Here is a 21,970-nt window from a genome sequence, read left to right as displayed (position 1 = left end):
GTTCTCACCCGCCCTCGGCTAGTGTGCCGCCGTCATTCAACGGAGTGTGTCCATGCCTGTCAGCTACTCGATCAGCCTGCCCGACCCCAAGCTCGCCCGCGGCAGCGCGCCGTCGGTGAGCTTCACCGCTAACGGCGCCGAGGCGTTTGCCGAACAGTTGCAGGCCGCACTGCGCGACCCGGCCTGGTTCGATCGCTGGCGCCAACTGCAGGCCGACCCGGACGAGGTGGACCCCAGCCTGGGCATCACCGATCCATCGGCCACCGTCACCGGCAAGCAGGACGATCTGCGCATCGACCTGGTCGCCACCACCAGCATCCCCGGCGATCTGTTCAAGCAGCGCATGCAGGCCCTGGCCGGCCATCACTGGGAAATGCGCGACGTACGTTGACGGCGTGTATCAGATAGGCAGACACGCTGCGCAGCAACTGCGCTAGGTACGGTCAGAGGCATCGTGCCGCTTAAAGCCCCTCTCCCGCCGGGAGAGGGGTTGGGGTGAGGGTACGGCGCGAAGCCTCTCAGGCAATCACTTTCTGCACCAAGCTGCGGCCCGTACCCTCATCCACCCCTGCGGGGCACCTTCTCCCGACGGGAGAAGGGACATCGGGTCGCCGCTTGATGCGCGGCACCAGAACGCACAACACAGCAACGCCACGCCACGCGCACCACCGTGCGTCGCCCTATCGCACACGCACTACTACTCACTCAGCCAACTACTACTTACGCAACGAAACAATCAACCACGCAATGCCGCAGCATGATGCGCAATATGCTCGCCAATAAAGCTGGCGATGAAGTAATAGCTATGGTCGTACCCGGGCTGCATCCGCACGGTCACCGGATACGCCGCAGCCTTGGCCGCGTCTTCGAATAACCCGGTTCTCAGCTGGTTTTCCAGGAATTCGTCCGCCCCGCCCTGATCGATCAACAGCGGCAAACGCTCCTGCGCCTGTGCGATCAACGCGGTGGCGTCATACGCCTTCCAGCTGTCGCGATCGTCGCCCAGATAGTGCCCAAAAGCCTTCTCGCCCCACGGCACCTGGCTCGGCGCCACGATCGGCGAAAATGCAGAGACGCTGCGATAGCGGCCCGGATTCTTCAGCGCGATGGTCAATGCGCCATGGCCGCCCATCGAGTGGCCGCTGATCGCACGCGCACCGGTGGTGGCGAATGTCGCTTCGATCAACGCCGGCAATTCGTTCACCACATAGTCGTACATGCGGTAATGCGCTGCCCACGGCTGCTGCGTGGCATCGACATAGAAACCGGCGCCCTTGCCGATGTCGTAGCCCTCCGCGTCGGCCACATCGTCGCCACGCGGGCTGGTGTCCGGCGCCACGACGATCACGCCGTGTTCGGCCGCGTAGCGCTGCGCGCCGGCCTTGCCGATGAAGTTCTGTTCGGTGCAGGTCAGGCCACTGAGCCAGTACAGCACCGGCAACGGACCCTCGGCGGCCTGCGGCGGCAGATACACCCCTACCGTCATGCTGCAATCCAAGGCCTGCGACTGATGCCGGTACACGTCCTGCCAACCGCCGAAGCATGCGCGGTGTTCGATACGTTCCATGGAATTCCTTCGTAAAGAAGACCGCGCAGCCGGCGTCACCGGCTGCGCGGCGGGTGGGTCAGTGCAGCAGACCCTTCTGACGCGCCACCTGGGCCGACAACGCGTCCATCAATCCCGGCGACAGGCAATCGTACGGCTGCAAGCCCAGCTCGGTCAGCCGCGCGCGCACGCCTTCCATCTGCTCCGGCGGCGTACCGGTTTCGATGATGGACGACACGAACGCCGCAAACCCCGGCGGCGACCAGCCCGACTGCTGCGACAGTTCGGTGTGGATGAAATCCAGACCGTAGAACGCGTGATCCTTTTTCTCGATGCGGCCGATCATGTGCACACCGCAGCCGGTGCACGCATGCCGCTGGATCGTTGCACTTTCATCGACGATCTTGAGCTTCTCCGCATGTGCGGTCACCGTGATCTTGTCGCGCGGCGCCACCGCGATTACGGAAAAGGTTGCCCCTTCCGGCTTCCAGCATTTACTGCAGCCGCAAGCGTGGTTGTGCGCGGTCTGCGCCGCCACGTCCACGGTTACCTTGTCGCTGGCGCAATGGCATTGCAGGGTTCCGCCTGCAAAGCCGCCGGCCGCCCCACGCGCTACTCCACTGTCCACCGACGGATGAATCGACACGGTAGTCATCATGCCCCTCCCGGGTATCGGGTACTGCGTGCGCGGAAGCGGCCGCGCGCCGATCCTGGCCGTACGGTCAGAAATGAATCACGGTGCGGATCGACTTGCCTTCATGCATCAGATGGAAGGCCTCGTTGATCTCTTCCAGCGGCATGGTGTGGGTGATGAACGGGTCCAGATCGATCTCGCCCTTCATCGATTGCTCCACCATACCCGGCAATTGCGTACGTCCCTTGACACCACCGAAGGCCGAGCCGCGCCACACGCGGCCGGTCACCAGCTGGAACGGGCGGGTACTGATTTCCTGGCCTGCACCGGCCACGCCGATGATGACGCTCTCGCCCCAGCCCTTGTGGCAGCACTCCAGCGCCGAACGCATCACGTTGACGTTGCCGATGCACTCGAAGCTGAAATCCACGCCGCCGTCGGTCAACTCAACGATGACTTCCTGGATCGGCTTGTCGTGGTCCTTCGGGTTGATGCAATCGGTGGCGCCCATGCTGCGCGCCAGGTCGAACTTGCCGGGGTTGGTATCGATGGCCAGGATGCGCCCGGCCTTGGCCTGCACCGCGCCCTGGATCACCGCAAGACCAATGCCGCCCAGCCCGAAGACCGCCACGCTTTCGCCCGGCTTGACCTTGGCGGTATTGTGCACCGCGCCGATGCCGGTGGTGACGCCGCAGCCGAGCAGGCAGACCTTTTCCAGCGGCGCTTCGGGATTGACCACGGCCAGCGAGATTTCCGGCACCACGGTGTATTCGCTGAAGGTGCTGCAGCCCATGTAGTGGAAGATCGGCTCGCCGTTGTAGGAGAAGCGCGTGGTGCCGTCCGGCATCAGGCCCTTGCCCTGGGTGGCACGCACGGCCTGACACAGGTTGGTCTTTCCGGACAGACAGAATTTGCACTTGCGGCATTCGGCCGTGTACAGCGGGATCACGTGGTCGCCGACCTTGACGCTGGTCACGCCTTCGCCGATCTGCTCGACGATGCCGCCGCCTTCGTGGCCCAGCACCGACGGGAAGATACCTTCCGGGTCATCGCCGGACAGCGTGAAGGCATCGGTATGGCACACGCCGGTGTGGGTGATGCGGACCAGCACTTCGCCGGCCTTCGGCGGTGCGACGTCGATCTCGACGATTTCCAGCGGCTTGCCGGGTCCGAATGCGACTGCTGCACGGGATTTCATTGGGATAGCGCTCCTGACGAGGATGTTCGAGGACGGGCGCGGCATGCGCCGGCCCGGTGGGAGTTCATTTGAGGTAAGACCGGACCAGGCCGAGCAAGTCCTGTACCCGCTCGGCGCGTTGTGCATCGGACGCAGCGGCATGCCCGAAGTCTTCACGGATATGCGCTTCAAGCACCTGCGACATCAGCCCATTCACTGCCCCCCGGATCGCGGCGATCTGCTGTAGCACTGGGGCGCAGTCTGCGCCCGACTGCAACGCACGCTCAAGTGCATCGCACTGCCCACGCAACCGCCGTACCCGCGCCAGTGCGCGTTTCTTTTCCAGCGGCGAATGCGGCATGCCGGCCCTCGACCCAAGATACTGGGGGGCAGTATAGGCATCTGTATGGAAAAAGCGATGTCGAGGGCTATTGAGCAGTCGATACGCACACTGCACGCAACAGAAGGTGACCGCGCTCACATCATCGCCGCCTCGCCTTCGCGTCACATCCAGGCGTTGCTGCGCGTATCACCCTGCTGCATTGCCGCACGCGATTGCGCAGCAGCGCATGGCCGATGCCTAACGGTGCGCAGGCTCGCCCCGCTCCAGCTTGAACTGCAGGCAGGCGTCGTGAAAGCGCTGCAGATTCGGCGAAAAAAACTTGTCGCGATGCGCGATCAGAAAGAACCGCCGGGTCAGTCGCGGCAGCCCGCCGCTCAGCGGCTTCAACTTCTTCGTTGCGATCAGCTCATCCACAACCCAGCGCGACAGGCAACTCACACCCAGGCCCTGCACCACCATGTTCTTGATCGCTTCCGAGCTGCCGATCTGGCGGGTATCGGACAACGCATGCAGATGCCGCAGCAGCAACTGCTCGACCTCTTCACGCGTGCCCGAGCCTGGCTCGCGCAACAGCCAGTCGGCGTCGCGCAGGTCGGCCAGCGTGACCTTGGGCTGCTTGGCCAACGCATGTCGGCGACCGACCACGACCAGCAGTTCGTCCAGCAACCAGGGCTCCGCACGCAGCTCCGGCAAATGACAAGGCCCTTCGATCAACCCCATGTCCAACTCGAAGTTGGCCACCTTGCGCGCGATCGCGCTGCTATTGGCACTTTCCATATCCACGCGCAGCGCTGGCGCCTGCTTGCGTAGCGCATGCAGCACCAGCGGCAACACATGATTGCCGATCGTCGTGCTGCAACCGATCTTCAAGCGACCTCTAGCGGCAGTGGTGCCCGGTTCGAAACCCGCTTCGATCTCGTGTGCGCCATCGAGCAGCTTGCGCGCCTGCGGCAGCAGCGCGGTGCCGACATCGTTGAGCACCAGGCGTTTGCCGACGCGATCGAATAACTGCGTGCCCAACGCATGCTCCAGCTCATTGAGCGCCGCGCTGGTGGCCGACTGCGACAACGCCACCACCAGCCCGGCACTGGTGGTGCTGCCATGTTGGGCGATGGCGCAAAAGATCTGAAGTTGCCGCAGCGTCAGACGCACAATCTACCTGCCTTACAAGTATTGATTAGAAATATTACCCGTTTTACAGCTATGGACTGGCGCTCGACACTGTTGCCACTGCCCTCCCCATTGCGTCACATGCCGCCATGTCTACCGTCACTGCACTCCCAGTCACCCAGTGGCTGCGCCCCTTCAAAGCACTGTCCGGCCCGCGTGAGGTCATCCGTCAATTCACCCCGAGCTGGTTCGCCGTCACCATGGGCACCGGCATTTTTGCCCTGGCGCTCGGGCAACTGCCGTGGCCTGTTCCAGGCTTGGCGGCGATCGGCGCGCGCCTGTGGATGTGCAACGTTGCGCTGTTTGTCGTCTTCGCGCTGCTGTATGCCGCGCGTTGGGTACTGTTCTTCGATGAAGCCAGACGGATCTTCGGGCACGCCAGCGCGTCGATGTTCCTGGGCACCATCCCGATGGGCCTGGCGACCATCATCAACGGTCTGTTGCTGTACGGCTTGCCACGTTGGGGCAGCGCCGTGCTGCCGCTGGCCGAGGCCCTGTGGTGGGCGGATGTGGCGATGGCCGTGGCTTGCGGAGTGGGCGTGCCGTATCTGATGTTCACCCGGCAGCAGCACCGCATCGAGCAGATGACGGCGGTGTGGCTGTTGCCGGTGGTGGCGGCCGAAGTGGCGGCGGCCAGCGGCGGGCTGCTGGCTCCGCACCTTGCCGATGCAGGCAGCCGCTTCGCGGTGCTGATTGCCAGCTATGCGTTGTGGGCGTATTCGGTGCCGGTGGCGATGAGCATCCTGGTCATCCTGCTGCTGCGCATGGCCTTGCATCAGCTGCCGCCGGCCAGCATGGCGGCATCGAGCTGGTTGTCGCTCGGCCCAATCGCGACCGGTGCGCTGGGCATGCTGGTGATGGGCGCCGACGCCCCGGCGATCTTCGCTGCACACGGGCTGGCCGAGCTCGGGCAGATCGCGGCGGGCATCGGCGTGATCGGCGGCGTGCTGTTCTGGGGCCTAGGCGCCTGGTGGCTGCTGCTGTCGGTGCTGATCACCGCACGCTATTTCCGTGCCGAGGTGCCGTTCAATCTGGGCTGGTGGGGTTTTACCTTTCCACTTGGCGTCTACGCAGTGGCCACCTTGAAACTTGGCGCGCTAGTGCAGCTGATGTTCTTCAATCTGCTCGGCGTCGCCCTGGTGGCCGTGCTTGGTGTGGTCTGGGCAGTCGTCGCAGCCAGGACGCTGGCCGGCGCATATCGCGGCAATCTATTTGTGTCGCCCTGCATTGCGGAACTGCACAGCGAAACGACCGCGCCGTGAGTGGTGCAGTAGGAGTGCTTGATCGATTCGTTGCAATTGGATTTCGGCATCGCTGCGCTGTACCTAGCCGGCGACTAATCGGTCGTACATTGCATGCATTCGACGCCGTGACTGTGAGTACCAAGCAAGCCTGCCAGCGCGCCGGCGCGATCGAATAGCGGGGTGAACTTCGCAGCATCAGTGACGCTGCAACCTTTCGATGGCAGCGTCCGCTTGAACTCACGCACGAGGAAGATGCGCATGCCGTTGATGAGCAACGGCATGCAGTCGTAACGACCACAAGCGCTGACAAGCGCGTCGATCCCTCAACGATCGACCACTACCGGCGCAATGCCGACGGCGTTTTGCGGCGCATGGTCCGGCAGCGATGCCAGTACCGCGCTGCGGAAGCGCGCTGCAAAGGCGGCATCATTGGCCTGATAAAACGCACGCGCATTGGCCGACAGCGTGTCCAGCGCGGCCTGCGGCATGACGAGCGCGGTTTCCACCGCCTGCGCGATGCCCGCTGCGTCCACGTAGTAATACGACGCCAGGCGTCGCTGGCGCACGTCGCCCACCGGAATCAATACGCCATGCTCTGGCTTGACCAGCTCGTTCATCGGCTCGCCATCGGTGGCCAAGGTCACCGCACCCACGCTCAGCGCTTCCATCAGGTAGTGGCCGAAGCCTTCGGCCTCGGAGGGACAGATGTGGAAGAGGTGTGCGTTCTGCAGCCGACGTAACTCGGCATCGTCTAGATAGCGCACGCGGTGATCGATATTCGGCGCCACCACTGGTTTACCGGCAGTCCGCGGGTTTTGCACCACCGTCAGCAGCGGCCACTCCGGATGCTGCTTCCAGGTCTCCAGCAGCACGCGGGTGCCCTTGGCAGTGCTGCGCCCGGCCAGATGGAAAAACGCACGCTGGCGCGGCACCTGCGCATCGTGGCGATCCGGGCTGGTAAAGCCGATGAAACGCGTGGTGCAGCCCAGGCTCTGGAAAATCCGCTCGGCATGGTGGGTCTTGCACAGCACCGCGTCGAATTTCGGCAGCAACGGCAGCCATTTGGGCAGCAGCCATTCCGGATTGGGCACCAGCAGGTTGATCTGCCCCAGCGGCAGGCAGCGCGCATACACACGCTCGGAAAAGATCTGCAGCGGCACCCGCCCGAACAGCGCGCGACTGGCCCATAGCCGCGCTTCGCGCCCGGTGTCCTGCAACCGCTGGCTGGTGAACCCCAGCTCCTGCACGGGCACGCCGCCGGCGCGCAAGGTCTGCGCCATCAGTACCATGTCGCGGGTCAGGCCCACGCCGTTGTCGCGACTGATCACCCGCATCATCGGAAACGCCTTGTCATGCACGCACCCGCCATCGGGATGGCGCAGTGTCGAAGCGATGGTGTCCTGCGTGATGTCCCGTCCCGTCATGTTGCCTTGCACGTGTGCCAATAGTTGACAAATTTGATGTTTATGATGTGGGTTCCAGCCTTGCACCTGCGAGCACCATGTATCCGGTAGCCACCACCCTGCGCGGACCGACCTCCGCGCCACCGACGATGATTCCCATGGACATGCAACAACCCCGCGTTCTTGTGGTCGACGACGACCCGGACCTGCGCAAGCTGATCGGCGAGTTCCTCAGCGCGCATGGCTACCAGGTGGACGTTGCCGAAAACGTGGCGGACATGCGCACGCGCATGGCGCAACGCCGCCCGGACCTCATCGTACTCGACGTGATGATGCCGGGAGAAGATGGGCTGAGCGCAGCGCGCGCCCTGGCCAGCGAACGCGGTTCGCCGGCGGTCATCATGCTCAGTGCGCTGGGCAACGACACCGACCGCATCATCGGCCTGGAAGTGGGCGCCGACGACTATCTGGCCAAACCCTGCAACCCGCGCGAACTGCTGGCGCGGGTGCGCGCCTTGCTGCGCCGCAGCCAAGCCAGCAACGAGCAGGCCGACCAGCGCGGAAACGTCTACGAATTCGCCGGCTGGCGCCTGGACGTGGTGCGCCGCGACCTGCGCGACCCCACCGGCATCTTCATCAATCTCTCCGACGGCGAATTCGCGCTGTTGCGCACTTTCGTCGAGCACCCGCAGCGCGTGCTCAGCCGCGACCAGTTGCTGGACTATGCGCGCGGCCGCGATACCGACGTCTACGACCGCGCCATCGACAGCCAGATCAGCCGCCTGCGCCGCAAGATCAACGAGCGCGTCCATACCGAACTGATTCGCACCGTACGTAATGAAGGCTACATGCTGCTGCCGGGCGTCTCGCGTCTGTGAGTAAACCGGCACGTCGCGGGCTGTCGATCTTTGCCCGCACGTTCGTCCTGCTGGCGGTGGCGCTGCTCACCGCCCAGGCCATCGGCATCGCCCTGCTGGTGATGCGCACCCCCGTCTACGAGCCGCCGGTGCACCCGCCGGAAGTAGTGGCGCTGCTGTCCACGCGCATGCCCGCCGGCACCCAGACCCTCAAGGTGCACGACAGCGTGCAGGTGCCAACAGCGCCGCCTGGCCAGGTGCGCGACGCCTTCGCGGAAATGCTGCTGGCCCACTGGCTGGATGTCGACGCGCAACGCGTGCGGTTCTATCGCAGTGCCGACGACCGCGAGAGCCCGCAGCTTGCCGCGGACCGACCGCGACGGCAGCACGCGGCCAGTGCCGCGGACAGCAACGGTATACGACGGATGTCGCCGGAATGGGCGTCCGGCCGCCCAGCTGGCGACCCGCCGTTCGGCAATGGGCTGCGCATGGACCAGGCGCCGGACGATTGGGAGAGCGAACGCCTCACCCCCGGCGTGCCGCTGCTGGATGGCTTCACCGCCGCCCTGCAGCAGCCCGATGGCCGCTGGCGCACGGTGGAGTCGCCGCGACGGCGGCTGTCGGCTGAGTTCAAGACCCATATCGTGCTGCTGTTCCTGGCCGGCCTGCTCGCCAATGTGCCGCTTGCATGGTGGTTCTCGCGCGCACTGTCGGCGCCGATCAAGCGCTTTGCCGAAGCCGCCGACCGGCTGGGCCGCAATCCCCACGCCGCCGCCTTGCAACGCAGCGGCCCGCCGGAGATCGTCCGCGCCGCCGATTCGTTCAATGCGATGCAGGGGCGTCTGAACCGGCTGATCAACGAACGTACCCACATGGTGGCGGCCATCGCGCACGACCTGCGCACGCCGCTGGCGCGGCTGTCGTTTCGACTGGACGGCCTGCAACCGCCACTGCGCGAAAAGGCGCTGGCCGATATCGACGAAATGAAGGCGATGATTTCCGCGGCGCTGGATTTCATCCAGAACGATCGCCATCGCGGCGAACGCGCGCCGCTGGATCTGCGCCTGCTGGTGGAGAGCGTGGTCGACAACGCCACCGATATCGGCGCCGACGCGGTGCTGCTGCCCGGCCCGACCATCACTCTGGACGGCGACCCGCTGGCATTGCGCCGCGCGCTGATGAATCTGCTCGAAAACGCACTGAAATACGGCAAGTGCGCGCGCCTGCAGCTCACCCGCGATGGCGAAGATGGTGTGTTGTGGATCGACGACGACGGCCCCGGCATCGACCCCACCCAGCGCGAACAACTGCTACTGCCGTTCGTGCGTGGCGAGTCCTCGCGTAACCGTGGTACCGGTGGCATCGGCCTGGGCTTGTCGGTGGCGCACAGCATCGTGCTGGCGCATGGCGGCGACCTGCGCCTGGACAATCGCGCCCATGGCGGGCTGCGCGTAACGGTGCGCCTGCCGTGCATGCCGGAGCGGCGCTGAACGCAGACCGGAACCGACGGGGACAAGGGATCAGCGCGCACGACCAGCAGTGGCCTCATCGCGCGCATCATGGGGCAACGCACTCCGCTGGCGACCAAACTGTCGCGCCGAGCCAAGGTTGGTAACGCGCTCGTCGGTCACCCACGCGGAGAATGTGGGCGACCGTGCGCATCAGGGCACCAGGGTGGAATCAGCACGCAACCAGGGCTTCACTACCGACAGCTAACCGCTCACGCACTGACCCACAGCAACACGCGCCGCATCACGACGCGCAGTTGACCGCACATCACTCAATCAGTACGCAAACTCGCGGAATACACGGTCAATATCGCCGTTCCAGGCGCCGTGATACAGCGCCAGCTTGCGCTCGGCGGCAGTGACGCCGCTTTCGGCAATCTCGGCGATCACGTCGACAAAGCCGGTTTCGTCCTGGCCATCGCCATTCAAGCGCGCGCGTCGGCGCAGGCCTTCGCGGGCGATGTTGACCGCCTCTACCGCCAGGTCGCGCACGGTGCCGTTGCGGAATGGCAGGCCCAGCGCGTGCTTGGGCACGCCGTCGCGCAAGGCGTGGCGTTCGGTCGGGCTGAAATCCTTGACCAGGTCCCAGGCCGCATCGAGCGCGGTCTGGTCGTACAACAGCCCCACCCAGAACGCCGACAACGCGCACAGGCGATTCCACGGGCCGGCATCGGCGCCACGCATTTCCAGATATTTCTTCAGGCGCACTTCCGGAAATGCGGTGGTCATGTGGTCCGACCAGTCGCGCAGCGTCGGCAACGCACCCGGCAATGCCGGCAGCTTGCCTTGCATGAAATCGCGGAAGCTCTGCCCGCTGGCATCGACATAGACGCCGTTGCGATACGAAAAATACATCGGCACATCGAGCAGGTAATCGACGTACCGCTCGTAGCTAAAGCCGTCTTCGAACACGAAATCCAGCATGCCGGTGCGATCGGCGTCGGTATCGGTCCAGATGTGCGAGCGATAGCTCAGGTAGCCGTTGGGCTTGCCCTCGGTGAACGGCGAATCGGCAAACAAGGCGGTGGCGATCGGCTGCAACGCCAGCGACACGCGGAACTTCTGCACCATGTCCGCTTCGGTGGCGTAATCCAGATTGACCTGCACCGTGCAGGTGCGCGTCATCATGTCCAGGCCGAGCGAGCCGACCTTGGGCATGTAGTTCTTCATGATCTGGTAGCGGCCCTTGGGCATCCACGGCATCTGGTCGCGCCGCCACTTAGGCTGGAAGCCCATGCCCAGGAACCCAAGCTGCAACTCGCCGGCGACCTGGGCCACTTCGTCCAGATGGGTGCCGGTTTCCACGCAGGTGTCATGCAGGGTTTCCACCGCCGCGCCGGACAGTTCCAGCTGGCCAGCCGGCTCCAGCGTCACCGAGGCACCGTCGCGCAGCAGCGCGATGGTGTGGCCGTTTTCCTGCACCGGCTCCCAGCCGAAACGGGTCAACCCGGTCAGCAAGGCTTGGATGCCACGCGCGCCTTCGAAGGTGGGCGCGCGCAGGTCATCGAGCTGGAAGCCGAACTTCTCGTGCTCGGTCCCGATCCGCCAGTCCGCACTGGGCTTCTCGCCGGAGGCCAGCACCTGGACCAGTTCCGCGCGTTCGGTAATCGGCGTTTCGGCGACGTGGCTGGGACTCGACAAGGGCAGGCTCGCAAACGTGAAGGGGTGGGACGATGTGGGGATACTTCCCAGCCACCGCAAGGCCCGCACTATACCCGCAGGGCATGCAAGTATTGCCGCCATCGACCGGGTCTGAGATTTCCATCCATGCGCATGCCGCAGGATGAGCCGCAGTGCGCATCACCGCAGTCCACCGCGCCGCCTATGCGCCAGCCGGCCGCAACCGGTACACCGGTCGACCCTGGCGGCCGACAGGCCCGTACCGACCGGCACACACAAAGACGGCGAGCACTGGCTCGCCGTCTTGCATCGCATCAAAGGGACGCGGCCGTGGCGGCCGCCAGGCATCACTCGGCCGCGGGCGTTTCCACACCCAGGCCCAGCCAGCCGCCGACGATGCCGCGCAGTTCGTCCACACCCTGGCGCGATTCGCCGGAGTAGGTCTGCACGGTCACGCTGTCGCCGAAGCGCGAGGTCACTTCCTTCTTCACCTTCTGCAGGGTCTGCATCTGCTGGCCACGGCCGAGCTTGTCGGCCTTGGTCAGCAAACCGTGCGCGGGCAGGCCGCGTTCGGCGGCGTAGCCGAGCATCTGCAGATCGTAATCCTTGAGCGGATGGCGGATGTCCATCACCACCACCAGGCCGCGCAGCGCCTCGCGGGTGCGGAAATAGCGGTCGATGAAGGCCTGCCAGTGTGCCTGCAGGTCCTGCGGCACCTTGGCGTAGCCGTAACCGGGCAGATCCACCAGATAGCGCTCGGGCTGGATCTGGAAGAACACCAGCTGCTGGGTGCGGCCGGGGGTCTTGGACACGCGAGCGAGCGCGTTCTGGCGGGTCAGCGCATTGAGTGCGCTGGATTTTCCGGCGTTGGAGCGGCCGGCGAAGGCCACCTCGTAACCGCCATCGTCGGGCAATTGCCGGGCGTTATGGGCGGACAGGTGGTAGCGGGCTTGTTCGATAAGGAGCGACATCTCACTAGGATCGCACGTTCGGGCCCGGCGGTTTTGCTGCACTGTTCGTTGACCCTGGCGCAAAGGCGTGTCGATAATCCAAGCATGCCTGCCACTGCCAGCACCCAACGCGCGCGGGCCGGGTCCATACGGAGCTTTAGCTGATGCGCCATGCTCGTGTGCTAGTCCTCACCGCCCTCGCCGTGCCGGTCATTGCCGCCGTGGCGTTTGCGCAATCGGCGGTCACGCCGATCCCCGATCCACCGCCCGTGCGCGTTGCGCCGCTGGAGGTGGATCTGGCCAAGACCACCTGGGGCGATGCCAAGGCCGGGCAGACAAAGGCGGCCGCCTGCGCCGCCTGCCACGGCCCCGACGGCAATCCAGCGGTAGCCATGTACCCGCGCATCGCCGGGCAAACCGAGCGCTACGTTGCGCATCAGGTGGCCCTGATCGCCAGCGGCGAGCGCAATAGCGGGATGTCGGCGGTGATGGTGCCGTTCGTCAAGGACCTCACCGCGCAGGACATGCGCGACCTGGGCGCCTACTTCGCCACCCAGAAGGCATCCGCCGGGGTCGCCGACGACGCAGTGATCGCCGAGGGCCCGTATCAGGGCATGAAGTTCTACGAGGTCGGCGAAAAGCTCTACCGCGGTGGCGACATCGCGCGCGGCGTCCCCGCCTGCATGGCGTGCCACGGCCCGTCCGGTGGCGGCAATCCGGGCCCGGCGTATCCGCGCCTGGGTGGCCAGCATGCCGACTACGTGGCGCGGCGCCTGAAGGACTACCAGGCCGGCACCACCCAGGAGCGCAATCCGGCGCTGTTCAATATCATGGCGCAGGTGGCACGCCCGCTGAGCGAGCAGGAGATCCAGGCGCTGTCCAGCTATCTGCAAGGTCTGCACGACCGCGCCGACGATGCCGCCGCTGCACAGACGCCTGCCGGGACACCGGCGCGCTCATGAGCTGAGGCGCCCACCTGCTCCACCGTGTCACGACGCCGGTCCCGCGACCGGCGTCGTCGTTTCCCGCCCCCTCTTGAGATCCCCACGGAGCCTGCATGAATCTGCTTTCCCGCCTGTCCCTGCTGTTGTTGATCCTGGTGCCACTGGTGGCCTGCGCCGCCGACAAGACGGCGCCGCCGGTCGAAGGCGAGGACTACACCCTGATCGACGGCGGCCAGCCGTATGCGCCGCTGGCCGGCAAGGTCGAAGTGGTGGAAGTGTTCGGCTACACCTGCCCGCATTGCGCGCACTTCGAGCCGACGCTGGAAGCCTGGGCGGCCAAGCAACCGTCCTACGTGCGCTTCACCCCGGTGCCGGCAGCCTTTGGCGGGTTCTGGGACGCATTTGCGCGCGCGTACTTCGCCGCCGACATCCTCGGCGTGGCCAAGCGCAGCCACCGCGCCATGTTCGACGCCATCCACGAAAAGCAGAGCGTGCCTTCCCAGAACGTGGCACCGGAAGAACTGGCGGCGTTCTACGCCGACTACGGCGTGCCGCAGCAGCGCTTCGTCGAGACCTACAAGAGCCAGGCGGTGGACGCCAAGCTGGATGCCGCGCGCGACTTCGCCAAGCGCAGCAAGCTGCCTGGCACCCCGGCCATCATCGTCAACGGGCGCTATCTGATCGGCGCGCGCAATTACCCGGACATGCTGCGCGTGGCCGACTACCTCATCGCCCGCGAGCACGCCGCAGCTGCCAAGCGCTGAACCGCGTAACCGCCACCGACGGCGGCCCGTGGCATCATGCGCCCCGCGGCCGTCCGGCCCTTTCCTCGCCCCACGCTGGAGATCCAATCCGATGAAGACCCGCTTCGCCCTGACGCTGATGGCGCTGCTGCCGATCCTGGTCGCCTGCAAGGCCCAGGACGGCTCGTCCGACACCGCACCTGCCGCCGCTACGCCGGCTGCCGGGACGGCGTCTGCACCTGCCGCTGCCCCGGCTGCCGATCCGGCCGCCCCGCCTGCGGTTGGCGAAAGCGCCACCACGCCGCCGGCCGCCGCGCCCAGCGCCGCTCCGCGCGCACCGAACGGCCCCGAGCCGGTCGCCGGCACCGACTATGTGGACATCCAGGCAGCCCAGCCGTACCAGCAGGCTGCCGGCAAGATCGAAGTGGCCGAGGTGTTCGGTTATGTCTGCCCGGCCTGCAACGCGTTCCAGCCGCTGATCGGGCCGTGGAAGGCCGGCCTGCCGTCGGACGTGCATTTCGTCTACGTCCCGGCGATGTTCGGTGGCCCGTGGGATGACTATGCGCGCGCGTTCTACGCCGCCGAGACGCTGGGCGTGCAGGAAAAGACCCACGAAGCGCTGTACAAGGCCATCCACGTCGACCAGACCCTCAAGGGCGAGCGCGGCAAGGATTCGGTGCAGGACATCGCCGCGTTCTACGCCAAGTACGGCGTGGACCAGAAGACTTTCATCGACACCATGAGCAGCTTCGGCGTCTCGGCCAAGACCAACCGCGCCAAGCAGTTCGCTACCCGTAGCCAGATCACCGGCACGCCGTCGCTGATCGTCAACGGCAAGTACCTGGTCAAGGGCAAGAGCTTCCCGGACATGCTGCGCATCGCCGATCACCTGATCGCGCGCGAACGCGCCACGCTGGCCAAGTGATCGAGGCGACCGCCGCATCGTGAACGCTTCGGACTCGCGCACCCTGCGGGTGCTGACCGCCAATATCCAGGCCGGCTCCAGCACCCGCCGTTACAGCGACTACGTCACCCGCAGCTGGTCGCACGCGTTACCGCTGGGGGCCAAACGCACCAGCCTGGACAGCATCGCCAAGCTGGCCGGCGACCGCGACATCGTCGGCCTGCAGGAGGCCGACCCGGGCAGCCTGCGCTCGGGCTTCACCAACCAGACCCACTATCTGGCCGAGCGTGCCGGCTTCCACTACTGGAGCCACCAGCCCAACCGCCGCATGGGTGGGGTGGCGTCCAGTGCCAACGGCTTGCTGAGCAAGCTGGAACCGCTGGAAGTCCAGGACCACGCCCTGCCCGGCCGCATCGGCGGGCGCGGCATCCTGCTGGCCAAGTTCGGGCAAGGCCGCGATGGGCTCGCGGTTGCGGTGGCGCATCTGTCGCTGGGCGCCAATTCGCGCATGGCCCAGTTGGCCTTCATCGCCGAGCTGCTGTCCGAGCATCCCAACGCGATGCTGATGGGCGACTTCAACTGCGTGGCCGACCGTCCAGAGATGCAGGCGTTGTATCGGCATACCCGATTGCAGCCGCCGAGCTGCGTGGTGCACACCTTCCCAAGCTGGCGCCCGGACCGGGCGATCGACCATATCCTGGTCAGCGACAGTCTGGTGATCGAGCACACCGAAGCGATTCCTGCCGCGTTCTCCGATCATCTGGCAGTGGGCATGGACATCCGCGTTCCGCTACAGTTGCTGCGCTAGCGCACGCAAAGTGCCGACGGGTTCGCACTGGCGAACTCGACCGACGACACCCCCTAGACACCGCCTGTGCGATAACGCAGGCGGTTTTTCGTTGGGAGCACGTCACGTGATACGCATCCTATGAGTGCGTCGGTATGAGTGCAGTCGAACCGCAGCCGTTGCCGGTGCGCACCTTGCGGCCGGTGTTTTTGTTGGCGGCGACGGTGGTGTGCACATTCGCCTTGCTGGTGGCGCTGTTTCCGCTGGACGCAGGCCGCGTGCTGCTGGATGCGCAGACCTGGGCCTCGCGCAATGTCGGTTGGTACTACCTGCTGGCGATGACGCTGTATCTGGTGTTCGTGCTGGGCACTGCGCTCTCCAGTTACGGCAACATCAAGCTCGGCGCCGATCACGACGAACCGGAATTCAGCTATCTCTCCTGGGCCGGCATGTTGTTCGCGGCCGGTATCAGCATCACGCTGTTCTTCTTCTGCGTCTCCGAACCACTGACCCATTATCTGCAGCCGCCTCAAGGTGGCACCGGCAGCGGTGAAGCGTCCGCACGTCAGGCCATGCAATTGCTGTTTCTGCATTGGGGCCTGCACGGCTGGGGCGTGTTCGCGCTGGCGGCCATGGCGCTGGCGTATTTCGCCTTTCGCCACAACCTGCCGCTGGCATTGCGCTCGGCGCTGTATCCACTGATCGGCAAGCGCATCAACGGGCCGATCGGCTACACCGTGGATGCGCTGGGCATTGTGGCAACGGTGTTCGGCATCGGCGCAGACATGGGCTTTGGCGTGCTGCATCTCAATGCCGGGCTGAGCACCTTGTTCGATGTGCCGCATACGCATTGGGTGCAGGTCGCGCTGATCGTGGCGATGATGGGCGCGGCGATTGTGGTGGCGGTGTCCGGCGTCGAAAAAGGCGTGCGCTGGATGTCGGACATCAACATGCTGCTGGCGATCGCGCTGCTGTTGTTCATGCTGTTTGCCGGCCCAACGCAATATCTGCTCAATGCGTTGATGCAGAACCTGGGCGACTACCTGGGCAGCGTGGTCGGCAAGAGTTTCGACGTCTATGCCTATGGCGGCCGTGCCGACTGGTTGGGCAACTGGACGGTGTTCTACTGGGCGTGGTGGATCGGCTGGGCACCCTTCGTCGGCTTATTCATCGCGCGCATTTCGCGCGGCCGCACCATTCGCGAATTCGTGCTGGGCGTGTTGCTGATCCCGCTGGGATTCACCCTGGCGTGGTTGTCGATCTTCGGCAATAGCGCGCTGGATCAGTTGCTGCACCATGGCCAGGGCGCATTGGCGCAACAAGCCATCGATGCGCCGCAGACGGTGCTGTACTCGCTGCTGCAAAACTACCCGTGGAGCCGCACCGTAATCACGGTGACGGTGGCGATCAGCTTTGTGTTCTTTGTCACCTCTGCCGACTCCGGCACCGTGGTGCTGTCCACGCTGTCCTCGCACGGCGGCGAGCCGCACGACGACGGCCCGCGCTGGCTGCGCGTGTTCTGGGGCGTGCTGACCGCCGTGGTCACTGCAGGTTTATTGCTGGCCGGTAGCATGGACGCGCTGAAATCGGCGGTGGTATTGGCATCTCTGCCGTTTTCTGCGGTACTGCTGCTGATGGCGTGGGGCCTGTCGCGCGCGCTGAGCGAAGAATCGCAGCGCAAACGTGCGCAGCTCTACAGCCCCAGCCCGCTCATCGGGCAATCGCGTCATCACGGTGGCTGGCGCCAGCGCCTGGGCCAGGCGATGCACTTCCCTGCGCGCGATGAGGTCTACCGCTTCATGCACGACCAGGTGCGCCCGGCGATCGAAGCGGTGGCCGCGCAGTTGCAGGAAGAAGGCTGGAAGGTCAGCAGCCGGGTCGACGACGGCGACATGGAAATCAGCGTCGATCATGGCGAACAACAAGGCTTCCGCTACCAGGTGGTGATGCGCGGATATCTCACTCCGTCGTTCGTGGCGCAGCGTTTCCGCAACCAGCGCTATTACCGCGCCGAAGTCTATCTGTACGAAGGCAGTCAGGACTACGACCTGGTCGGCTACAGCCGCGAACAAATCATCAACGACATCATCGATCAATACGAGCGTCACCTGCAGTTTTTGCACCTCACGCGTTGAGTTGCATCGCTGCGGCGACCGTCCCAAGGAGGTTTGTCATGCCACGTTTCCCCGACCAGCTGCTGTACATCGGCGGCCGATATGTTCCCGCCCGCGGCGGCCACACGTTCGAAGTGATCAACCCCGCCACCGGCGAAGTGCTGGCCAATGTGCACAACGCTGGCGCCGACGATCTGGACGCCGCGGTCGATAGCGCCAAGGCCGGCCAACGCGTGTGGGCAGCGCTGACGACGGTGGAGCGCTCGCGCATCCTGCTGCGCGCGGTGGCATTGCTGCGCGAGCGCAACGACGCGCTGGCCGAGCTGGAGACGCTCAATACCGGCAAGCCGCTGAGCGAAACGCGCAGCGTGGACATCGTCACCGGCGCCGACGTGCTGGAATACTACGCCGGCGTATCGCAGGCGCTGCAAGGCGTGCAGGTGCCGTTGCGCGAAGGCAGCTTCTTCTACACGCGGCATGAGCCGCTGGGCGTGGTCGGCGCGATCGGTGCGTGGAATTACCCGATCCAGATCGCACTGTGGAAGGCCGCGCCCGCGCTGGCGGCTGGCAATGCAATGATCTTCAAACCCAGCGAAGTGACGCCACTCACCGCACTCAAGCTGGCCGAAATCTTCACTGAAGCCGGCCTGCCCGATGGCGTGTTCAACGTGCTGCCCGGTGACGGCGCCAGCGTGGGCACCGCACTTACCGAACACCCGCAGATCGAGAAGATCAGCTTCACCGGCGGCACCGCGACCGGGCGCAAGGTGATGGCCAGCGCATCGAGTTCGTCATTGAAAGACGTGACCATGGAGCTGGGCGGCAAATCGCCGTTGATCGTGTGCGCCGATGCCGATCTGGATCTGGCCGCCGACATCGCGATGATGGCCAACTTCTACAGCTCCGGGCAGGTGTGTACCAACGGCACCCGCGTATTCGTGCCGCGTGCGCTGCGTACCGCCTTCGAAGCACGGCTGCTGGCACGCGTGCAACGCATCCATATCGGCGACCCGCTCGATACGAACACGACGTTTGGCCCGATGGTCAGCGCCGCGCACATGCAGCGCGTGCTGGACTACATCGACCAGGGCAAGGCCGAAGGTGCGCGCCTGCTCTGCGGCGGCGAGCGGCTACGCGACGGTGCGCTGGCGCACGGCTATTACGTGGCACCGACGATCTTCAGCGATTGCACCGACGTGATGGCGATCGTGCGCGAGGAAATCTTCGGGCCGGTACTGAGCCTGCTCACCTACGACGACGAAGACGAAGCGGTGACCCGTGCCAATGCCACCACGTACGGGTTGGCCGCCGGATTGGTCACGCCCGATCTGGCGCGTGCGCACCGGCTGATCCATCGTCTGGAAGCGGGCATCTGCTGGATCAATACCTGGGGCGAGTCGCCTGCACCCATGCCGGTGGGCGGTTACAAGCAGTCCGGCGTGGGGCGCGAAAATGGCCTGGCGACCCTGCAGGCGTATACGCGCACCAAGTCGATACAGGTCGAGCTGGAACGCTACGCATCGGTGTTTTAAGCGGCCTACGCCGCAACGCACGCGATCGATGGATGCGTGCGTTGCGCCCGACACACGCGCTGCGTGCACCGGCACGTTGCCGCGCACAGAACAACGACTGCGCAGTGCCTTGACTGCCGCTGCACCGCACACGCATCAGGAGACCACCATGCAACGCGAATACGACTACATCATCATCGGCGCCGGCTCGGCAGGCAACGTGCTGGCTGCACGTCTGACCGAAGACCTCGGCGTGACGGTGCTCCTGCTCGAAGCGGGCGGGCCGGATTACCGGCTGGATTTCCGTACCCAGATGCCGGCCGCACTCGCGTTTCCGCTGCAGGGCCGCCGCTATAACTGGGCCTATGAAACCGAGCCGGAGCCGCATATGGACAACCGGCGCATGGAATGCGGGCGCGGCAAAGGCCTGGGCGGTTCGTCGCTGATCAATGGCATGTGCTACATCCGCGGCAACGCGCTCGACTTCGACCACTGGGCCAAACGCCCGGGTCTGGAAGACTGGAGCTACCGCGACGTGCTGCCCTACTTCCGCAAGGCCGAGACGCGCGACATCGGCGCCAACGATTATCACGGCGGCGAAGGCCCGGTGAGCGTGGCCACGCCGAAGAACGACAACAACGTGCTGTTCCACGCGATGGTCGATGCCGGCGTGCAGGCAGGCTATCCGCGTACCGACGATCTCAATGGCTACCAACAGGAAGGCTTCGGGCCGATGGACCGCACCGTGACGCCACAGGGTCGTCGTGCGAGCACGGCGCGTGGCTATCTGGACATGGCAAAGCCGCGCGATGGCCTGCACATCGTCACCCACGCCACCACCGATCGCATCCTGTTTGCCGGCAAGCGCGCGATCGGCGTGCATTACCTGGTCGGCAACAGCAGCGAGGGCATCGATGCGCATGCACGCCGCGAAGTGCTGGTCTGTGCCGGCGCCATCGCTTCACCGCAGCTGTTGCAGCGCTCCGGCGTCGGCGCACCGGATCTGCTACGCGCACTCGACGTCCAGCTGGTCCACGACCTGCCCGGCGTCGGCCAGAATCTGCAGGATCATCTGGAGGTCTATATCCAGTACGCCTGCACCAAACCGGTGTCGTTGTATCCGGCGCTGCAATGGTGGAACCAGCCCGCGATTGGCGCCGAGTGGCTGTTTGCCGGCACCGGCACCGGCGCCAGCAATCAGTTCGAAGCCGGCGGCTTTATCCGCACGCGCGACGAGTTCGACTGGCCCAACATCCAGTACCACTTCCTGCCGGTGGCGATCAATTACAACGGTAGCAATGCGGTGAAGGAACATGGGTTTCAGGCGCATGTCGGCTCGATGCGCACGCCCAGCCGCGGGCGCGTGCACGCCAAGTCGCGCGACCCGCGCCAGCATCCGTCCATCCTCTTCAACTACCAGTCCACCGATCAGGACTGGCAGGAATTTCGCGATGCGATCCGCATCACCCGCGAGATCATCTCGCAGCCCGCGCTGGACCCTTACCGCGGACGCGAGATCAGTCCCAGCGCCGATTGCAAGACCGACGCCGAGCTGGACGCGTTTGTGCGCTCGCGGGCGGAAACCGCGTATCACCCGTCGTGCTCGTGTGCGATGGGCACCGATGACATGGCCGTGGTAGATGGACAAGGCCGCGTGCATGGGATGGAAGGCCTGCGCGTCATCGATGCCTCGATCATGCCGCGCATCATCACCGGCAACCTCAACGCGACCACGATCATGATCGCCGAGAAGATCGCCGACCGCATGCGGGGACGTGCGCCATTGGCGCGCAGCACGGCCGATTACTACATCGCCGGCGACGCGCCGGTGCGTCGATAACGATCGGCCACGATTGAAGGCTGCGGATGCCCGGGTGCGTTCTGACGCGTCGCGCATCCGCAGCCCATCGCAAGCATTGCGCCATCGTCGAAACAGGCGCCTTGCCATGACGGGCAAGCCACGCTGCGCCACCGCGCAATAGCCCCAGTCGCGCGGTGCCATCGCCCCACACGCGTGGGATATGCTTCGAGCATGAACTCGGACATCCACCCGGAAGCCGCCATCGCGCCCGGCTATCTGGCCAACCATGCCGCGCGCGTCTTTAATCGCAGTGTCGACGCGCGCCTGCGCGAACACGGGCTGACGCTTGCGCTGATTGCACCGTTGCTGCTGCTGTCGTGGAAAGGCCCGATGCTGCAGCGGGACCTGGTGCGCCACTCCGCAGTGAAGCAGCCTGCGATGGTGGCGCTGTTGGACAAGCTCGAAGCGATGGCGCTGATTGCGCGCGAGGCGTTGTCCAGCGACAAACGCGCCGCCACCGTTCGGCTGACCGATGCCGGTCAAGACGCCGCTGCCACCGGGCGCACCGCGCTGCTTCACTTCAATGCCGTCGGCGTCTCGGGCTTTTCCAACGAAGAAGCCGCGCTGCTGACCGTTCTGCTTGGCCGACTGATCGACAATCTGGAAACCGCCGCAAGCGAATAGCATCACGCATGATATTTAAGTATCATGCGT

The 21,970-nt window shown here is 65.2% G+C and carries 20 protein-coding genes and 2 pseudogenes; 13 read left to right on the top strand and 9 right to left on the bottom strand.

Translation table 11 applies throughout. The features are described from left to right. Positions 1-52 precede the first annotated feature (52 nt). Complete coding sequence (locus ABQZ00_RS01735; protein WP_055848259.1) at positions 53-391, top strand: hypothetical protein; 339 nt, start codon at positions 53-55, stop codon at positions 389-391. A 345-nt stretch (positions 392-736) separates the two neighbouring features. Here the strand turns inward: ABQZ00_RS01735 and fghA are convergent, their stop codons facing one another. The 5 genes from fghA to ABQZ00_RS01710 form a co-directional block, all read right to left on the bottom strand. Then, a complete protein-coding gene (gene fghA / locus ABQZ00_RS01730; protein ID WP_323537759.1) occupies positions 737-1,567 on the bottom strand; it encodes an S-formylglutathione hydrolase in 831 nt (276 codons plus the stop codon). A gap of 58 nt (positions 1,568-1,625) precedes the next feature. Next, entirely contained in the window at positions 1,626-2,201 is a 576-nt protein-coding gene (gfa, locus tag ABQZ00_RS01725; protein ID WP_055850259.1) for an S-(hydroxymethyl)glutathione synthase, read from the bottom strand. A 67-nt stretch (positions 2,202-2,268) separates the two neighbouring features. Next, positions 2,269-3,378 (bottom strand): S-(hydroxymethyl)glutathione dehydrogenase/class III alcohol dehydrogenase, encoded by a 1,110-nt coding sequence (locus tag ABQZ00_RS01720; RefSeq protein ID WP_323537760.1) that lies wholly within the window; start codon positions 3,376-3,378, stop codon positions 2,269-2,271. 64 nt (positions 3,379-3,442) lie between these two features. Continuing rightward, on the bottom strand, positions 3,443-3,718 hold the full coding sequence (locus ABQZ00_RS01715; RefSeq protein WP_046963271.1) for a metal/formaldehyde-sensitive transcriptional repressor: 276 nt from the start codon (positions 3,716-3,718) through the stop codon (positions 3,443-3,445). 219 nt (positions 3,719-3,937) lie between these two features. Continuing rightward, positions 3,938-4,852 carry a LysR family transcriptional regulator gene (locus tag ABQZ00_RS01710; RefSeq protein WP_323537761.1) on the bottom strand — a complete coding sequence of 305 codons (915 nt, stop codon included), beginning with the start codon at positions 4,850-4,852 and terminating at the stop codon, positions 3,938-3,940. A gap of 107 nt (positions 4,853-4,959) precedes the next feature. Here ABQZ00_RS01710 and ABQZ00_RS01705 point away from each other — a divergent pair, with 107 nt between their 5' ends. Next, the gene (locus tag ABQZ00_RS01705; protein ID WP_323537762.1) at positions 4,960-6,132 is read left to right on the top strand and encodes a TDT family transporter; all 1,173 of its coding nucleotides are present in this window, start codon (positions 4,960-4,962) and stop codon (positions 6,130-6,132) included. A gap of 74 nt (positions 6,133-6,206) precedes the next feature. Here the strand turns inward: ABQZ00_RS01705 and ABQZ00_RS01700 are convergent, their stop codons facing one another. Together ABQZ00_RS01700 and ABQZ00_RS01695 are read right to left on the bottom strand one after the other, a co-directional pair. Further along, positions 6,207-6,395, bottom strand: a complete 189-nt coding sequence (locus ABQZ00_RS01700) for a hypothetical protein (RefSeq protein ID WP_323537763.1) — start codon at positions 6,393-6,395, stop codon at positions 6,207-6,209. 42 nt (positions 6,396-6,437) lie between these two features. Then, the gene (locus ABQZ00_RS01695) at positions 6,438-7,538 is read right to left on the bottom strand and encodes a glycosyltransferase (protein WP_323537764.1); all 1,101 of its coding nucleotides are present in this window, start codon (positions 7,536-7,538) and stop codon (positions 6,438-6,440) included. A 137-nt stretch (positions 7,539-7,675) separates the two neighbouring features. On the opposite strand from ABQZ00_RS01695, the gene ABQZ00_RS01690 reads away from it, so the two are divergent. The 3 genes and pseudogenes from ABQZ00_RS01690 to ABQZ00_RS01685 form a co-directional block, all read left to right on the top strand. Next, positions 7,676-8,395 (top strand): response regulator, encoded by a 720-nt coding sequence (locus tag ABQZ00_RS01690; protein ID WP_115513884.1) that lies wholly within the window; start codon positions 7,676-7,678, stop codon positions 8,393-8,395. Further along, a pseudogene (locus ABQZ00_RS23785) lies at positions 8,392-8,734 on the top strand (two-component sensor histidine kinase); the annotation flags it as partial. The gene ABQZ00_RS01690 and the pseudogene ABQZ00_RS23785, both read left to right, overlap by 4 nt. Before the next feature lie 83 nt (positions 8,735-8,817). After that, a pseudogene (locus ABQZ00_RS01685) lies at positions 8,818-9,864 on the top strand (ATP-binding protein); the annotation flags it as partial. A 294-nt stretch (positions 9,865-10,158) separates the two neighbouring features. On the opposite strand, the gene ABQZ00_RS01680 reads toward ABQZ00_RS01685, so the two are convergent. Both ABQZ00_RS01680 and yihA read right to left on the bottom strand, forming a co-directional pair. Then, the gene (locus tag ABQZ00_RS01680) at positions 10,159-11,523 is read right to left on the bottom strand and encodes a glutamate--cysteine ligase (protein ID WP_104615380.1); all 1,365 of its coding nucleotides are present in this window, start codon (positions 11,521-11,523) and stop codon (positions 10,159-10,161) included. 326 nt (positions 11,524-11,849) lie between these two features. Then, the gene (gene yihA, locus ABQZ00_RS01675) at positions 11,850-12,473 is read right to left on the bottom strand and encodes a ribosome biogenesis GTP-binding protein YihA/YsxC (RefSeq protein ID WP_055848231.1); all 624 of its coding nucleotides are present in this window, start codon (positions 12,471-12,473) and stop codon (positions 11,850-11,852) included. 143 nt (positions 12,474-12,616) lie between these two features. Between yihA and ABQZ00_RS01670 the strand changes: the two genes are divergently transcribed. The 8 genes from ABQZ00_RS01670 (at position 12,617) to ABQZ00_RS01635 (ending at position 21,940) form a co-directional block, all read left to right on the top strand. Next, positions 12,617-13,414 carry a c-type cytochrome gene (locus tag ABQZ00_RS01670; RefSeq protein WP_055848228.1) on the top strand — a complete coding sequence of 266 codons (798 nt, stop codon included), beginning with the start codon at positions 12,617-12,619 and terminating at the stop codon, positions 13,412-13,414. A 95-nt stretch (positions 13,415-13,509) separates the two neighbouring features. Then, complete coding sequence (locus ABQZ00_RS01665) at positions 13,510-14,160, top strand: thiol:disulfide interchange protein DsbA/DsbL (protein WP_311238557.1); 651 nt, start codon at positions 13,510-13,512, stop codon at positions 14,158-14,160. 91 nt (positions 14,161-14,251) lie between these two features. Next, the gene (locus ABQZ00_RS01660; RefSeq protein ID WP_115513888.1) at positions 14,252-15,064 is read left to right on the top strand and encodes a thiol:disulfide interchange protein DsbA/DsbL; all 813 of its coding nucleotides are present in this window, start codon (positions 14,252-14,254) and stop codon (positions 15,062-15,064) included. 49 nt (positions 15,065-15,113) lie between these two features. Then, the gene (locus ABQZ00_RS01655; protein WP_055848219.1) at positions 15,114-15,851 is read left to right on the top strand and encodes an endonuclease/exonuclease/phosphatase family protein; all 738 of its coding nucleotides are present in this window, start codon (positions 15,114-15,116) and stop codon (positions 15,849-15,851) included. A gap of 134 nt (positions 15,852-15,985) precedes the next feature. Beyond that, positions 15,986-17,965: a choline BCCT transporter BetT gene (betT, locus tag ABQZ00_RS01650; RefSeq protein ID WP_055848216.1), complete on the top strand. Its 1,980-nt coding sequence runs from the start codon at positions 15,986-15,988 to the stop codon at positions 17,963-17,965. 38 nt (positions 17,966-18,003) lie between these two features. Then, a complete protein-coding gene (gene betB, locus ABQZ00_RS01645; RefSeq protein ID WP_323537765.1) occupies positions 18,004-19,476 on the top strand; it encodes a betaine-aldehyde dehydrogenase in 1,473 nt (490 codons plus the stop codon). A gap of 148 nt (positions 19,477-19,624) precedes the next feature. Next, positions 19,625-21,295 (top strand): choline dehydrogenase, encoded by a 1,671-nt coding sequence (gene betA / locus ABQZ00_RS01640; protein ID WP_323537766.1) that lies wholly within the window; start codon positions 19,625-19,627, stop codon positions 21,293-21,295. A 192-nt stretch (positions 21,296-21,487) separates the two neighbouring features. Then, positions 21,488-21,940, top strand: a complete 453-nt coding sequence (locus ABQZ00_RS01635) for a MarR family winged helix-turn-helix transcriptional regulator (RefSeq protein WP_311238559.1) — start codon at positions 21,488-21,490, stop codon at positions 21,938-21,940. Positions 21,941-21,970: the final 30 nt, after the last annotated feature.

The sequence above is a fragment of the Xanthomonas sp. WHRI 10204 genome (assembly GCF_040202875.1).
Lineage (GTDB): Bacteria > Pseudomonadota > Gammaproteobacteria > Xanthomonadales > Xanthomonadaceae > Xanthomonas.
Note: the sequence above shows the minus strand (reverse complement) of the source record. Positions and strands in the feature narration are given on the sequence as shown.